Here is a 14,294-nt window from a genome sequence, read left to right as displayed (position 1 = left end):
TTGCAAGCTGTTCGCAATAACAGTTGATCTCCAAAAAGGGGTGTGGACACGATGACCGCCCGATTCCTCCGCGGCACGGCCGCCGCGACGCTCGCGGGGGCCGTGGCCCTCACCGCGGCGGCCTGCTCGAACCCCGGCTCCACGGCCGGCGGCTCCGGCGGACCCAAGGACTCCGCGGTCGTCGGCATCGCCTACGAGCCCGAGACGCTCAGCCCCCTCCTCGGCTACGGCAAGGACGGCAACTCCAAGATCTTCGACGGGCTGCTCGCCTTCGACGCCGACATGAAGCTCAAGCCGGCGCTCGCCACCGCGCTGCCCCGCATCGGCGACGACGGGCTCACCTACACCTACACCCTCCGCGGCGGGGTCACCTTCAGCGACGGTGTCCCCTTCACGGCGAAGGACGTCGTCTTCACCTACCGGACGATCCTCGACCCGAAGACGAACAACGCCTCCCGCACCGAACTCGACGCCCTCAAGAGCGTCGAGGCGGTCGGCGACGACACCGTCGTCTTCCACCTCAAGTACCCCTACGCGCCCTTCGCCGAGCGCACCGTCCACGCCATCGCCCCCGAGCACGTCGCGGCGAAGCAGGACGTCAACACCGGTGCCTTCACCACCGAGCCGATAGGCACCGGGCCGTACGTCCTCACCGGCTGGTCCAAGGGCGAGAAGCTCACCTTCAAGGCCAACCCGGCCTACTGGAACGGTGCGCCCGCGGTGAAGAAGTTCACCATGGCGATCATCAAGGACGACGACGTCCGCGCCACCCGACTCCGCGCCGGCGACCTCGACGGCGCCGTCCTGCCGCCGAACCTCGCCGCCGGATTCAAGGACGACAAGGCGAAGAAGACCTGGACGGCGAAGACGTACGACTACCGCACGGTCACCCTCCCCACCCACAACGAGGTCGCCGGCGACACCGCCGTCCGCCGCGCCCTCGACCTCGCCGTCGACCGGCAGGCCATGGTCGACAAGATCCTCGAAGGGGCCGGAAAGCCCGCCTACGGGCCCGTCCCCACCGACAGCCCCTGGTTCGCGAAGGGCACCGAGCGCCGCCACGACCTCGCCGGCGCGCAGAAGATCCTCGACGAGGCCGGCTGGAAGCCCGGCCCCGACGGCGTCCGCGTCAGGAACGGCGTCCGCGCCGCCTTCCCGCTCTGGTACCTCTCCGGCGACAAGCTCCGCCAGGACCACGCCCTCGCGTACGTCTCCGACGCCAAGAAGACCGGCATCGACATCACCGCCCAGGCCGGCACCTGGGAGGTCATCGAGCCCCGGATGAAGACCGACGCCGTCCTCGCGGGCGGCGGCGCGCCCGGCGACCCCGACTTCGACCAGTACCTGCTCCTGAAGTCGGGCCTCGCCGGCGACGGCTTCAACAACATGGCCTGGTACGACAACAAGACCGTCGACCGCGCCCTGGACGACGGCCGCCGCACGAACGACCCGACCAAGCGCCGCGCCGCGTACGACACCGTCCAGCGCGAGCTGGTGAAGAACCCCGGCTACACCTTCCTCACCCACATCGACCACCTCTACGTCGTCGACGACGCCTGGGACGGGCCGAGCACCCAGACCGAGCCGCACGACCACGGCCTCGCCTCCGGCCCCTGGTGGAACGTCGAGGCCTGGACGCCCAAGAAGGCCGGAGCGGCGAAGAAGTGAAGCGCCGCCTCCCCTGGGGGGCCATGGCGCGGATGACGGGACGGCGCGCCCTGGCCGCCGTCCCCGTCCTCCTCGCCGTCACCTTCGCGGTGTTCGCCGTCGCCGAAGCCTCCCCGTTCGACCCCGTCAAGGCCTACGCCGGCACCGCCGGACTCACCGCCTCGCAGGAGAACCTCGACCAGCTCCGCGCCAACCTCGGCGTCGACCGGCCCCTCCTCACCCGCTGGTGGGAGTGGCTCACCTCCGCCCTCACCGGAGACCTCGGCGACTCCGCCGTCATGCGCCGGCCCGTGGCCGAGGTCATCGGCGAACGCCTCGGCTGGTCCGTCCTCCTCGCCGTCACCGCCTTCCTGATCGCGATCGCCCTCGGCACCCTCCTCGGCGTGCTCGCCGGGCGCCGCCGCGGCGGCCTGATCGACCGGGCCGTCAGCTCCGTCGCGTACACCCTGGAAGCCGCCCCCGCCTTCTGGCTCGGCCTCCTCGCCATCTGGTTCTTCGCCCTGCAGCTCGGCGCCCTGCCCGCCGGCGGACTCACCGACACCGCCAGCGACACCGTCACCGCCGACCAGGTGGCCCGCCACCTCGTGCTGCCCGCGCTCGTCCTCGGCGTCTCCCAGCTGCCCTGGTTCTTCCTGTACGTCCGCCAGGGCGTCGGCGACGCCCTCGACGAGGACCCCGTACGCGGCGCCCGCGCCCGCGGCCTGCGCGAACGCACCGTCCTCACCGGCCACGCCCTCCGTTCCGGAATGCTGCCCATGCTCACCCTCATCGGCTCCCGCGTGCCCGAGCTGATCACCGGCGCCCTGCTCGTGGAGACCGTCTTCAGCTGGCCCGGCATCGCCGCCGCCACCGTCCAGGCCGCGACCTCCGTGGACTTCCCGCTGCTCGCCGCCCTGACGGTCCTCGCCACCGCCGCCGTCCTCCTCGGCAACCTGCTCTCCGACCTCCTCTACGGACTCGCCGACCCGAGGGTGGGCTTCGATGGCTGACCCGCGCACCCACCGCCTGCGGCTCTGGAGCTCCGCCCTCGTCGTCGGCGTCGTCCTCCTCGCCGTACTCCTCGTGCCCCCGCTCGTCCAGCTCGACGAACAGGCCGTCGACCTCTCCGCCAAGCTCCTCCCGCCGTCCTGGGACCACCCCTTCGGCACCGATGACCTCGGCCGCGACCTCCTCCTGCGGTGCGTCTACGGCCTGCGGATCTCGCTCCTCGTCGGACTCGTCGCCGCGCTCGTCGCCACCGTCGTCGGTACCGCGGTCGGAGCGGCCGCCGGAGCCCTCGGCGGCTGGACCGACCGCACCCTCATGCGGCTCGTCGACGCCTTCTCCTCCGTGCCGCACCTGCTGCTCGGCATCTTCGTCGTCGCCCTCTTCCGGCCCGGTGTCTGGCCCGTGATCGCCTCCGTCGCCGTCACCCACTGGCTCTCCACCGCCCGCATCGTGCGCTCCGAAGTCCTCTCCCTGCGCACCCGGCCCTTCGTCGACGCCGCCGTCTCCGGCGGCGCCACCCGGTGGCGCGTCGCCGTCCGCCACCTGCTCCCCGCCGTCCTGCCGCAGGCGGGCCTCGCCGCCGTCCTGATGATCCCGCACGCCATGTGGCACGAGTCCGCGCTCTCCTTCCTCGGTCTCGGCCTGCCCAGCCACCAGGCGAGCCTCGGCAACCTCGTGCAGAACGCGCGCTCCTCGCTCCTCGCCGGACACGGCTGGCCCACCCTCTTCCCCGGCCTCCTCCTCATCGTGCCGACCCTCGCCATCGCCGGCCTGGCCGGTGTCTGGCGCGACCGGCTCAACCCGCGCCGCCGATCGGAGCTCATGCTGTGACCGCCGAGAACGTGCTCCGCGCCCTTGAGGCGGTCTCCGCCGAGCGGGCCGAGGACGCCGTCCTCAGCGTCCGCGGCCTCACCGTCCGCTTCCGGTTGCGCGGCGGGCGGACCGTCGACGCCGTCAGCGACGCCGACTTCGACCTCGGCGCGGGGGAGTGCCTCGCCCTCGTCGGCGAGAGCGGCTGCGGCAAGTCCGTCCTCGCCTCCGCCCTCCTCGGCCTGCTCCCCGCCAACGCCGAGACCTCGGGTACGGCCCTGCTCGCGGGCCCCGACGGCGGCGAGGCGACCGACCTGCTCGCCGCCGACGAGAAGACCCTCGCCCGCTCCGTACGGGGCCGCCGCGTCGGCCTCGTACCGCAGAGCCCCGCCGCCCACCTCACCCCTGTCCGCACCGTGCGGTCCCAGCTGGAGGAGACCGTCCGCGCGCTCACCGGAACCGGCCGCCGCGCCCGCCGCAAGGCCGCAGAGGACGCCGCAGCGCGCGCCGCCTTCCCGGCCGGCCACCTCGACCGGTACCCGCACGAGCTGTCCGGCGGACTCGCCCAGCGCGCCGCGACCGCCCTCGCCCTCATCGGCGACGCACGCCTGCTGCTCGCCGACGAGCCGACCACCGGCCTCGACCGCGACCTCGTCGACCGCACCGTCGACGAACTGCGCCGCCACGCCGACGACGGCCGCGCCCTGCTCCTCATCACCCACGACCTGGCCGCCGCCGCTCGCATCGCCGACCGCGTCGCCGTCATGTACGCGGGCCGCATCGTCGAGATCGCCCCCGCCCAGCGCTTCTTCGGGCCCACGGGACCCCGCCACCCCTACGCCCGAGGTCTCCTCGACGCCCTGCCCGACCGGGCGTTCACCCCGATCCCCGGCATGCCGCCGGAACTCTCCGCCCTGCCGGAGGGCTGCGCCTTCGCCCCGCGCTGCCCCCGCGCCACCGAACTCTGCGCCGTCCGCCCCGCGTTCACCGCCGGACTCGCCTGCCACCATCCGGAGCACCCCCGTGCTTGAACTCGACGCCGTCACCGCCGGATACGACCGCCGCAGCCCCGTCTTCCGGGGCGCCTCGCTCACCGTCGCCCCCGGCGAGTCCGTCGGACTCCTCGGCCCCAGCGGCTGCGGCAAGTCCACCCTCGCCCGGGTCGCCGCCCTCCTCCACCGCCCCGACGCGGGCCGCCTCGTCCTCGACGGCACCGAGGTCCGGGCCTGGCGCCACCGCGCCCCGCGCGAACTCCGCACCGCCGTCGGCGTCGTGTTCCAGCAGCCGCGGATGGCCGCCGACCCCCGGCTCACCCTCGCCGACCTCCTCGTCGAACCCCTCCGTGCCACCGGCCGCCGCGCCGAGACGCAAGGCCGCCTCGCCGAACTCGCCCCGGCCGTCGGCCTCACCCCCGACCTGCTCGGCCGCCGCCCGCACGAGGTCAGCGACGGCCAGCTCCAACGCGCCTGCCTGGGCCGCGCCCTGGCCCTGCGCCCCCGCTGGCTGATCTGCGACGAGATGACCGCGATGCTCGACGCCTCCACCACGGCGGCCCTGGTCGCCGCCGTCGAGACCTACCGCGAGGAGACCGGCGCGGGCCTCCTCGCCGTGGGCCACGACCGCGTGCTGCTGCACCGCTGGTGCGACCGTACGGTGGAGTGGAAGGACTGCCTGCCCGCCGAGGAGCGCCCGTGACCGCACCGTGGACCCGCGCCGCCGAGGACGACCCTCTCGACGGGCTGCGCGCCGCGCTCACCGCCGCCGACTGCGGGTACGAGCCCCGGGGCGGGTACGAGGACCGCTGCTGGCTCCTCCACGCCATCCACGACGGTCCTGTACGACTCCGCTGGGACGAGGTGCTGTCCCGGGAGGGCCGACGGCTCGCCGACTGGCCGGGCACCCTCTCGTACCTGGTCTTCGAAGGCGTGGCGGGGGCCGAAGAGCTCGAAGGGCCCGACCCGGCGGAGCTGGACCGGGTGTCACTGGCCCGGCTCGTGGAGCACCTGATCCGGAACAGCCCCAAGGGGCCGGACACCGCCTGCGGAGCCGCCCAGGCGCCCGTCGCCACGCTGCCCGGCGAACCGCTCGTCGCCCGGCGCGGCCGGCTCGGCGACGCGCTCGCCCACCACGACGCCATGCCCGACGTGCGCTTTCCCGCCACCTGGTGGGCCGCCGACGGCCGTTGGCTCGTGCTCACCGACTGGGATCTCAGCGCGACGGAGATCTTCGGTGACGCCGCTCTGATCGCGGCACTGCTCGCCGATCCGGAGCTCGACGCGGTGCGCCGGCCGGGCATCGCCGAGGCCCTCGGGATCTGAAGCGAGCGAATCTCACCCGTATGGCCGCCCCGCCATTCGCCCGGACGGACCGCACATTCCGCCACACTGTCCGCCGAACGCCGCAATTCCGGTGCGGCGCAAGGAGGACGTGAGAGCGATGGCCGTTTCCATTTCTGTCGTGGTGCTGCTGCTGGTCCTGGCCGTGATCTTCCTGCGGAGCGGCGGGCTCAAGATCACCCACGCCCTCGTCTGCGCCCTGCTCGGCTTCTTCCTCGCCGGCACGAGCATGGCGCCCACCATCCACAACGGCGTCGCCGCGACCGCCAACGTGGTCTCCAGCCTCAGACCGTGAGCATGATCGTTACTGCGCTGTGAACTGCCCATGAAACGAGGGGCAGTTCCATGTACATCTCACGCACTCGGGCCTAGCGTCGGCCGCCGGCGCGACTGACGCACGGACCCCGAGGAGCCGCCTTGACCACGCATCACCCGCCCCGAAGGCGAGGCCGCGCGCTCGCGCTCATAGCGCTCGCCGTCACCGTCCTGGTGGGCGCCGCCCCCGTCGCCCAGGCCGAGGAGATCCCCCTCGGCCTCGGACACCGCCTCGTGGAGCACTACGAGGGCGCCCCCGCCACCGCACAGCCCGTGCCCGGCGAGGGCACCGCCCAGCATCCGTACCTGGCCCCCAACGGGCGCAGCGGCATGCACGCCGACGGTGCGGGCAGCGGCACCCACCCCTACCCCGGGCCGCTCGGTCGCGCACCGCGCGTCGACAGCGAGAAGATCGCTCCCGTCGGCGGGGAGTGCGCCACCGTCACCTTCGACTCCGGCGGCCGGCTCGTCACCGTGTGCGGCACCTTCAACGGCTTCCTGCTGAAGCTGCTCGACCCGCGCACCCTGGACACCCTCGCCGAGTACAAGCTGCCGCAGCGGTCCTCGACCGTCGAGGCCATCACCCGGCTGGACTTCGAGAAGATCTTCAAGAAGTCCTCGCCCTCAACCTGCTGACCTGCGCAGATGGCTGTACGAGCCGTGCTGACCTGCGACTTTGCTTGTTTCCGGGGCTTTCATGGTGACGTCGTTTTGCGCGGTCGATTCTCCCCAGCCGCTCCCCACCGGACATTCATTCTCCCCAGATTCTCCCCAGCCCGTTCCTGGCAGCGTTTCCGCTGGTGAGGCGGCCCTTCGTTGGGTTGGGGTGTGGATACGCGCCTTTTCGGAGGGGTCTCGGGGCGAGTGTGCCGGCGTCGCGACCTTGTGCGTTCGCGCCCGTGACACTGCGCGGCTCTGGTCCTTCACCGGTTGTGCGCTGTCGTGCCAATCCCTGGGCGCCGGAGGTCAACGCGGCCGGTCGGGGCGCTCGTAGCTTGAAGAAGTGCCGAGCCGCGGACGCGGCGGGCACGTACCGATTGCTTCGAGAGGACCCCTCATGTTCGACATCAACAAGGTGCAGGCCGCCCCGAGCAAGGATCTGCTCACGCCCGACAACGCGGTCATGCTCTTCGTGGACCACCAGCCGCAGATGTTCTTCGGCACCGGCAGTGGCGACCGCTCCGCGATCATCAACAGCACCGTTGGTCTCGCCAAGGCGGCTCAGGCGTTCGATGTGCCGGCCGTCCTGACCACGGTCGCCGCCGAGTCGTTCTCCGGGCCCCTGCTGCCCCAGCTCGCCGAGGTGTTCCCCAAGAACGAAGTCATCGACCGTACGACGATGAACGCCTGGGAGGACGAGGCGCTCGTGGCGGCGGTCAAGGCGACCGGCCGCAAGAAGATCATCCTGTCCGGCCTGTGGACCGAGGTCTGCCTGGTGCTGCCCGCGCTCTCCGCCCTGGAGCAGGGATACGAGGTGTACGTGGTCTCCGACGCCTCCGGTGGAGTCAGCCCGGCCGCCCACGAGCACGCGCTGCAGCGGATGGTCGCCGCCGGCGCGGTGCCGGTGACCTGGGTCCAGGTCCTCCTCGAACTGCAGCGCGACTGGGCGCGTCAGGAGACCTATCCCGCGGTCATGGAGATCGTCAAGGCCCACGCGGGTGCCTACGGCCTGGGCGTCGTGTACGCGCAGAGCGTCATCGGCGCGCACGCGGCCGGCTGACCCCTGTGGACACCGGCATTCTGATCCTGCGTCTGCTGGTGGGCCTGCTCGTCGCCGGCCACGGTGTGCAGAAGATCAGCCCGCACCTGGGCGGCAAGGGACTTGAGGGCGGTACGGAGGAGTTCCGTGCCGACGGCTTCCGCGGCGGCGCCCTCACCGCCCTGGCGGCCGGCGGCGGTCAGATCGGGTCGGGTCTGCTGCTAGCGGCCGGCCTCCTGACCCCGCTCGCCGCGACCGGGGTCATCGGGGTCATGACGGTCGCCCTCACCGTGAAGTGGCGCCACGGGCTCTGGGTGCAGAACGACGGGTACGAGTACCCGCTCGTCCTCATCGGTACCGCCGCCGCCCTCGCCGCCACCGGACCCGGCGCCTGGTCCCTGGACGCGAACCTCGGCCTCGCGCCGTACCCGCTGTGGTGGGCGGCTCTCGCGCTCGTGGCCGGTCTCGGCAGCGGGCTCCTCACCCGGCTCGTCCTGCACCGGCCCCTCGCCCCGGCGATCGCTGACCGCTGAGCGCAAGCCGCACAGACCGGGTCCGGCCGCCCGCGTACCCCCCGACCGGGCGGCCGGGCCCTTCCCGCCTTCTCTCCCGAACAGGAACACTCGATGGACACCCTCACAACCCCGCACGGCGGCGGTCAGCCGCTGCTGCATCAGAAGGGCGTCGAGACCCAGGCGTTCGGCACGCTCAAGCAGCTGCCGATCGGCCTCGGCCACGACACTCGCATGTACGCCTGCCAGCGGCTGAACCGCATCCTCGCCGACACGCAGATCCTGTACTCCCTCTACAAGAAGCACCACTGGCTCATGCGCGGGGCGACCTTCTACTCGCTCCACCTGATGCTCGACAAGCACGCGGAGGCCCAACTGGCCATCGTGGACGCGCTGGCCGAGCGGGTCCAGAGCCTTGGTGGCGTCGCCGTCGGAGACCCGCGCCACGTCGCGGAACTGACCGCGATACCCCGGCCGCCGGACGGCGTCGAGCCGGTGCCCGTCATGCTGTCGCGGCTCCTCGACGCGCACGAGCGGATCCTGATCGACGCCCGGGACGCCGCCGCCCGGCTCTCCGGGGAGGGCGACGAGGGCAGCGCAGACCTGCTCGTCTCCGATGTCATCCGCACCGGCGAGGCGCAGGTGTGGTTCCTGGCCGAGCACCTCGTGGACACCCCTCTGGTGCGCGGCTGATGGACACGTACGACGTCGTCGTGGTCGGCGGCGGTCCGGCCGGCGAGGTCGTCGCCGACCGGACCGTCCGCTCGGGGCTGACCGCCGTCGTCGTCGAGGCCGAGGCGGTCGGCGGCGAGTGCTCCTATCGCGCTTGCGTGCCGAGCAAGGCCCTGCTGCGACCCGGCGCCGCCCGAGCGGCGGCCCGGTCGGTCGACGGGGCCCGGCAGGCGGTCACGGCGGCACTCGACCCGGCGCGCGTCCTGGCCCGGCGTGACCGATTCACCGGACGCGGTGACGACACCGGCCAGGCCGACTGGCTTGACGGTGCGGGCATCTCGCTCGTACGGGGGCACGGACGGCTCGCCGGTGAGCGCCGGGTAGAGGTGACCGAGGCCGACGGCGCGGTCCGTACCCTGCGGGCCCGGCGCGCGGTCGTGGTCTGCACCGGCACGGAACCCGCCCTTCCGCCGGTCGAAGGGCTCGACCGGATCGGTGTGTGGACCAACCGGCAGGCCACCACGGCCGCCGCGGTGCCCGAGCGGCTCGTCGTCATCGGCGGGGGAGTGGTGGCCTGCGAGATGGCCACCGCGTGGCGCACGCTCGGCTCCTCCGTCACTCTGCTGGTCCGCGACCAGGCCCTGCTGACCGGCTGGGAGCCGTGCGCCGGCGAAGAGGTCACCCGGGGGCTGAGCGATCTGGGCGTCACGATCCGCTTCGGGGTGTCGGCCGTCCGGGTCGCCCGTGACGAGGACACCCGCGCGGTGACCGTGGACACCGACGACGGCACCGTCCTCGTCTGCGACGAGGTCCTGGCCGCCGTCGGCAGGCGCCCGCGGACCGCGGACCTCGGCCTGGACTCCGTCGGACTGGCAGCACGCGACTGGCTCCCGGTCGACGACACCTGCCGCGTCACGGCAGTCGAGGGCGACTGGCTCTATGCCGTCGGCGACGTGAACCACCGTGCGCCGCTGACCCACATGGCCAAGTACCAGGCCCGCGCCTGCGCGGCGGCGATCGCCGAGCGGGCGGCAGGGCGCCCGGCCGTCACCGGCGGCCGACAGCCGTGGAGCGCGGAGGTCGACCACATTGCCGTCCCGCAGGCCGTCTTCACCTCTCCCGAGGTCGCGAGCGTCGGTCTCACGGAACGCGCCGCACGCGAAGCGGGTCTCGCGGTACGCGTGGTCGAGTACCGCATCGACGACGTCGCCGGTGCCGCGCTCCACGCGGACGACTACCGCGGCCTCGCGAAGCTCGTCGTCGACGAGACCCGAGGGGTCGTCGTCGGCTGCACGCTCACCGGTCCGATGGCGACCGAGCTCATCCACACGGCCACCGTGGCCATCGTGGGTGAGGTCCCCCTGGAGCGCCTGTGGCACGCCGTGCCCGCCTTCCCGACGGTGAGCGAGGTCTGGCTCCGGCTCCTGGAGGCGTACGGCCTCTGAGGCCTGGCCCCCTTCTCCCGAGCCCGGTCCCGTCCGCCCGGCCGGCGCACTCCCTCCGCCCGAGCGGCGCACCCCTCCCGCTCGACCGAGCACACCCCCACGCTTCCCCACCCGACAAGGAAACACCCACCCATGCAGCTCACGAGGCGCACCCTCGCCCTCGCCATGCCCGCGACGCTGGCCGCCCTGATCGGCGCCGTACCCGCCGCACCCGCGAGCCGCCCGGCCGCGGCCGACACCGACCGGCACGACCCCAAGCCGACGATCGTCCTGGTCCACGGAGCGTTCGCGGACGCCTCCAGCTGGAGCGGCACGATCCGGCGGCTGCAGCACGCCGGCTACCCCGTCCTGGCGCCCGCCAACCCGCTGCGCGGTCTCGCCGCGGACACCGCCTACCTGCGCAGCGTGCTGGCCGCCGTAGACGGGCCCGTCGTCCTGGTCGGCCACTCCTACGGAGGCGCCGTCATCAGTGGCGCCGCAGTGGGCAACAGCCGTGTGAAGGCCCTTGTCTACATCGCCGCGTTCACCCCGGACAAGGGGGAGAGCGCGGCCGAGCTCGCCGCCAAGTTCCCGGGCTCCACCCTCGGCGACACCGTGAACCCGCGGTCGTACCCGCTGCCCGGAGGTGGCACCGGCACCGAACTCGTCATCGAACGAGCCAAGTTCCACGGGCAGTTCGCCGCCGACGTACCCGCCGCCGAAGCGGCGGTCATGGCCGCGACCCAGCGCCCGGTCGCCACCGCCGCGCTGGAGGAGAAGGCCGGGGAGGCGGCCTGGAAGACGATCCCGTCCTGGGCGCTGATCGCCACCGCCGACAAGAACATCCCGGCCGCCGCCGAACGGTGGATGGCCCGGCGTGCCGGTTCGCACATCACCGAAGTGGACGCGTCCCATGCAGTGGCGGTCTCCCGCCCGGCCGTGGTCACCCACGTCATCCTCGCCGCCGTGCGGGCGACCCGCTGACGCTCCGACCCGCCCCGTACATCCCCTGAAGGAGAGCCCCTCATGAAGAACCGTCCAGTCCTCGAACCCGCAGCCCAGTCCTTCGCCGATGCCACCGCCCAGCCGCCGTACCTCTACCAGATCCCCGTCGCCGAAGGCCGTAAGGCCGTGGACGACGTCCAGAACGGTGAGGGCGTCCCCCTGCCGGACGTCGACGAGGAGTGGACCACCGTCCACGGAGGCCCGACCGGCGACGTCCGCGCCCGGATCGTCCGCCCACGCGGCGCCACCGGCCCGCTTCCCGTCATCCTCTACATCCACGGCGCCGGCTGGGTCTTCGGCAACGCCCACACCCACGACCGGCTCGTCCGCGAACTCGCCGTCGGCACCGGGGCGGCCGTGGTCTTCCCCGAGTACGACCTGTCGCCTGAGGCGCGCTACCCCGTCGCTATCGAGCAGAACTACAGCGTCGCCCAGTGGGTCGCCCGCGAGGGACACCACAAGGACCTCGACGGCACCCGGATCGCCGTCGCGGGCGACTCGGTCGGTGGCAACATGACCGCCGCCCTCACCCTCATGGCCAAGCAGCGCGGCGACGTCACGCTCGTCCAGCAGGTCCTCTTCTACCCGGTGACCGACGCGAGCTTCGACACCGACTCGTACCACGCCTTCGCCGAGGGCTACTTCCTGCGCCGCGACGCGATGAAGTGGTTCTGGGACCAGTACACGACCGAGGAGGTCGAGCGTGCGCAGATCACCGCATCCCCCCTGCGTGCCACCACCGAGCAGCTGACCGGCCTGCCGCCCGCCCTGGTCATCACCGCCGAGGCCGATGTCCTGCGCGACGAGGGCGAGGCGTACGCGGCGAAGCTGCGTGCCGCGGGCGTCCCTGTCACCGCCCTGCGCGTCCAGGGCGCCATCCACGACTTCGTCATGCTGAACGCGCTGCGCGAGACGCGGGGCGCGGAGCTCGCCATCGGAATCGCCACCGACATCCTGCGCAAGGCCCTCGCATGACCGGGCCGTCGACGAGCATGCCGGTGGTGGGCCTCGTCCCCGCCCCGCGTCGGGAGCACGAGCACGCCGACCTCCTCGTCCGCAACGCCAAGGTCTTCACCGGTGACTCCGACCGACCCGAGGCCCGTGCCGTCGCGATCCGCGACGGCAGGGTCGCGGCCCTCGGCGACGACCACGACCTCGCCCACCTCGTCGGGCCGGGCACGAAGGTCGTCGACGCCCTCGGCCGCCGGGTGATCCCCGGCCTCAACGACTCGCACCTGCATGTCATCCGGGGCGGCCTGAACTACGTCCTGGAGCTGCGCTGGGACGGCGTACGAAGCCTTCGACACGCCCTCGCGATGCTGCGCGAGCAGGCCGGCCGCACCCCGAAGGGGCAGTGGATCCGGGTGGTGGGCGGCTGGACCGCCGAGCAGTTCGCCGAGCGCAGGATGCCGACCGTCGCGGAGCTGAACGCCGCCGCCCCCGACACCCCGGTCTTCGTCCTGCACCTGTACCAGTCGGCGCTGATGAACCGGGCCGCGGTCAAGGCGGCCGGGTTCACCCGGGAGACCCCCGACCCCCGGGGCGGGCAGATCGTCCGGGGCCGGGACAGCGAACCCAACGGCGTCCTCCTCGCGGCGCCGAGCGCTCTCGTCCTGTACTCGACGCTGGCCAAGGCACCTGCTCTCGACGAGGCCGACAAGCGGACGTCGACGCGCCACTTCCTGCGCGAGCTGAACCGCTTCGGACTGACGTCCGCGGTCGACGCCGCCGGCGGCTTCCAGAACTTCCCCGACAACTACGCGACGGTTACCGACCTCGCCAGGTCGGGGGAGCTGACCCTCCGGATCGCCTACCACCTCTTCCCGCAGACGGCCGGGCAGGAACTCGCCGACCTGAAGCGCTGGACCGAGATGGTCAAGCCCGGGGACGGGGACGAGTGGCTCCGCCTCAACGGCGCGGGAGAGAATCTGACCTGGGCCGCCGCCGACTTCGAGAACTTCTCCGAGCCCCGGCCCGAGCTCGCCGCGGGCTACGAGACCGAGTTCGAGAGCGCCGTACGGCTCCTGCTCGAGAACGGCTGGGGCTTCCGGCTCCACGCGACCTACGACGAGACCATCCGCCGCGACCTGGCCGTCTTCGAGAAGCTGGCCGCGGAGGGACTCTTCCCCGGCGGCAACCGCTGGCTCTTCGACCACGCGGAGACCGTCTCGGCCGACAGCCTGGATCGGATCGCGGCCCTCGGCGGCGCCGTGTCCGTGCAGAACCGCATGTCCTTCCAGGGCGCCGCGTTCCTCGACCGTTACGGCGCCGAGGCCGCCGCCCACACCCCGCCGGTCCGGGCCATGCTCGACCGCGGCCTGACTGTCGCCGCCGGAACCGACGCCACCCGCGTCTCCTCGTACAACCCGTGGGTCGCGCTGCACTGGCTGGTCACCGGGCGCACCGTCGGCGGCACCGCGCTCTGTCCGGCGGGGAACCTGCTCGACCGGGAGACCGCCCTCGGCCTCTACACCCGGGGCGGAGCGCAGCTCACCGGCGAGCAGGACGTCAAGGGAACCCTGCGAGAAGGGTCGTACGGCGACCTCGCGATCCTGTCCGACGACTACCTCACCGTGCCCGAGGACGTCATCCCCGACATCGAGTCCGTCCTCACCGTCGTCGGCGGCCGCATCGTCTACGCGACCGCGGAGTACGAGGGTCTCGACGAGGCCGTCCCGCCGGTGAGCCCCGAGTGGAGCCCCGTCGCCCACTTCGGCGGCTACCAGAGCGGCGCCCGTCAGGCCTCGCTCGTGGCCGAGGCCGTCGCCGAGTCCGAGCAGCACCGCCGGTGGCGCGTCGCGCGCGGCTCCGTCCCCGACACACAGCCGTCGTTCGTCGACCCCTGCTTCGAGCACTGAGAGAGATC

At 72.7% G+C, this 14,294-nt stretch carries 14 protein-coding genes and 1 pseudogene; all 15 read left to right on the top strand.

What is annotated here, in order from left to right; genetic code table 11:
• Positions 1 to 51 precede the first annotated feature (51 nt).
• The gene (locus tag OG259_RS04800; protein WP_328941033.1) at positions 52 to 1,668 is read left to right on the top strand and encodes an ABC transporter substrate-binding protein; all 1,617 of its coding nucleotides are present in this window, start codon (positions 52 to 54) and stop codon (positions 1,666 to 1,668) included.
• Positions 1,665 to 2,657, top strand: a complete 993-nt coding sequence (locus OG259_RS04795) for an ABC transporter permease (RefSeq protein WP_328941032.1) — start codon at positions 1,665 to 1,667, stop codon at positions 2,655 to 2,657. The genes OG259_RS04800 and OG259_RS04795 overlap by 4 nt, the downstream gene beginning before the upstream one ends.
• Positions 2,650 to 3,486 carry an ABC transporter permease gene (locus OG259_RS04790; RefSeq protein ID WP_328941031.1) on the top strand — a complete coding sequence of 279 codons (837 nt, stop codon included), beginning with the start codon at positions 2,650 to 2,652 and terminating at the stop codon, positions 3,484 to 3,486. The genes OG259_RS04795 and OG259_RS04790 overlap by 8 nt, the downstream gene beginning before the upstream one ends.
• Before the next feature lie 11 nt (positions 3,487 to 3,497).
• The gene (locus OG259_RS04785) at positions 3,498 to 4,496 is read left to right on the top strand and encodes an ABC transporter ATP-binding protein (protein WP_328946995.1); all 999 of its coding nucleotides are present in this window, start codon (positions 3,498 to 3,500) and stop codon (positions 4,494 to 4,496) included.
• Positions 4,489 to 5,160: an ABC transporter ATP-binding protein gene (locus OG259_RS04780; protein WP_328941030.1), complete on the top strand. Its 672-nt coding sequence runs from the start codon at positions 4,489 to 4,491 to the stop codon at positions 5,158 to 5,160. Before OG259_RS04785 ends, OG259_RS04780 begins: the two co-directional genes overlap by 8 nt.
• On the top strand, positions 5,157 to 5,783 hold the full coding sequence (locus OG259_RS04775; protein WP_328941029.1) for a hypothetical protein: 627 nt from the start codon (positions 5,157 to 5,159) through the stop codon (positions 5,781 to 5,783). The genes OG259_RS04780 and OG259_RS04775 overlap by 4 nt, the downstream gene beginning before the upstream one ends.
• 118 nt (positions 5,784 to 5,901) lie before the next feature.
• Complete coding sequence (locus OG259_RS04770; protein ID WP_328941028.1) at positions 5,902 to 6,096, top strand: hypothetical protein; 195 nt, start codon at positions 5,902 to 5,904, stop codon at positions 6,094 to 6,096.
• A 122-nt stretch (positions 6,097 to 6,218) separates the two neighbouring features.
• Positions 6,219 to 6,737 (top strand): annotated as a pseudogene (locus OG259_RS04765) (hypothetical protein); the annotation flags it as partial.
• Positions 6,738 to 7,173: 436 nt separating this feature from the next.
• Positions 7,174 to 7,836: a hydrolase gene (locus OG259_RS04760; protein WP_328941027.1), complete on the top strand. Its 663-nt coding sequence runs from the start codon at positions 7,174 to 7,176 to the stop codon at positions 7,834 to 7,836.
• A gap of 5 nt (positions 7,837 to 7,841) precedes the next feature.
• Entirely contained in the window at positions 7,842 to 8,348 is a 507-nt protein-coding gene (locus OG259_RS04755; RefSeq protein WP_328941026.1) for a DoxX family membrane protein, read from the top strand.
• 93 nt (positions 8,349 to 8,441) lie between these two features.
• Positions 8,442 to 9,020: a Dps family protein gene (locus OG259_RS04750; RefSeq protein WP_328941025.1), complete on the top strand. Its 579-nt coding sequence runs from the start codon at positions 8,442 to 8,444 to the stop codon at positions 9,018 to 9,020.
• A complete protein-coding gene (locus OG259_RS04745; RefSeq protein ID WP_328941024.1) occupies positions 9,020 to 10,444 on the top strand; it encodes a dihydrolipoyl dehydrogenase family protein in 1,425 nt (474 codons plus the stop codon). Before OG259_RS04750 ends, OG259_RS04745 begins: the two co-directional genes overlap by 1 nt.
• Before the next feature lie 132 nt (positions 10,445 to 10,576).
• Entirely contained in the window at positions 10,577 to 11,407 is an 831-nt protein-coding gene (locus OG259_RS04740; protein WP_141299877.1) for an alpha/beta fold hydrolase, read from the top strand.
• Positions 11,408 to 11,449: 42 nt separating this feature from the next.
• Positions 11,450 to 12,403, top strand: coding sequence for an alpha/beta hydrolase (locus OG259_RS04735; protein WP_328941023.1), 954 nt, complete (start codon positions 11,450 to 11,452; stop codon positions 12,401 to 12,403).
• A complete protein-coding gene (locus OG259_RS04730; protein ID WP_328941022.1) occupies positions 12,400 to 14,286 on the top strand; it encodes an amidohydrolase in 1,887 nt (628 codons plus the stop codon). Before OG259_RS04735 ends, OG259_RS04730 begins: the two co-directional genes overlap by 4 nt.
• Positions 14,287 to 14,294: the final 8 nt, after the last annotated feature.

This window comes from Streptomyces sp. NBC_00250 (assembly GCF_036192275.1).
Taxonomy (GTDB): Bacteria; Actinomycetota; Actinomycetes; order Streptomycetales; family Streptomycetaceae; genus Streptomyces.
The sequence above is the reverse complement of the archived record's forward strand: the minus strand, read 5'-3'. Positions and strand labels throughout refer to the sequence as shown.

Coding starts and splice junctions, on each gene's coding strand:
- OG259_RS04800 (WP_328941033.1), top strand. CDS start 52: ATGACCGCCCGATTCCTCCGCGGCACGGCCGCCGCGACGCTCGCGGGG.
- OG259_RS04735 (WP_328941023.1), top strand. CDS start 11,450: ATGAAGAACCGTCCAGTCCTCGAACCCGCAGCCCAGTCCTTCGCCGAT.
- OG259_RS04760 (WP_328941027.1), top strand. CDS start 7,174: ATGTTCGACATCAACAAGGTGCAGGCCGCCCCGAGCAAGGATCTGCTC.
- OG259_RS04745 (WP_328941024.1), top strand. CDS start 9,020: ATGGACACGTACGACGTCGTCGTGGTCGGCGGCGGTCCGGCCGGCGAG.
- OG259_RS04750 (WP_328941025.1), top strand. CDS start 8,442: ATGGACACCCTCACAACCCCGCACGGCGGCGGTCAGCCGCTGCTGCAT.
- OG259_RS04790 (WP_328941031.1), top strand. CDS start 2,650: ATGGCTGACCCGCGCACCCACCGCCTGCGGCTCTGGAGCTCCGCCCTC.
- OG259_RS04770 (WP_328941028.1), top strand. CDS start 5,902: ATGGCCGTTTCCATTTCTGTCGTGGTGCTGCTGCTGGTCCTGGCCGTG.
- OG259_RS04740 (WP_141299877.1), top strand. CDS start 10,577: ATGCAGCTCACGAGGCGCACCCTCGCCCTCGCCATGCCCGCGACGCTG.
- OG259_RS04730 (WP_328941022.1), top strand. CDS start 12,400: ATGACCGGGCCGTCGACGAGCATGCCGGTGGTGGGCCTCGTCCCCGCC.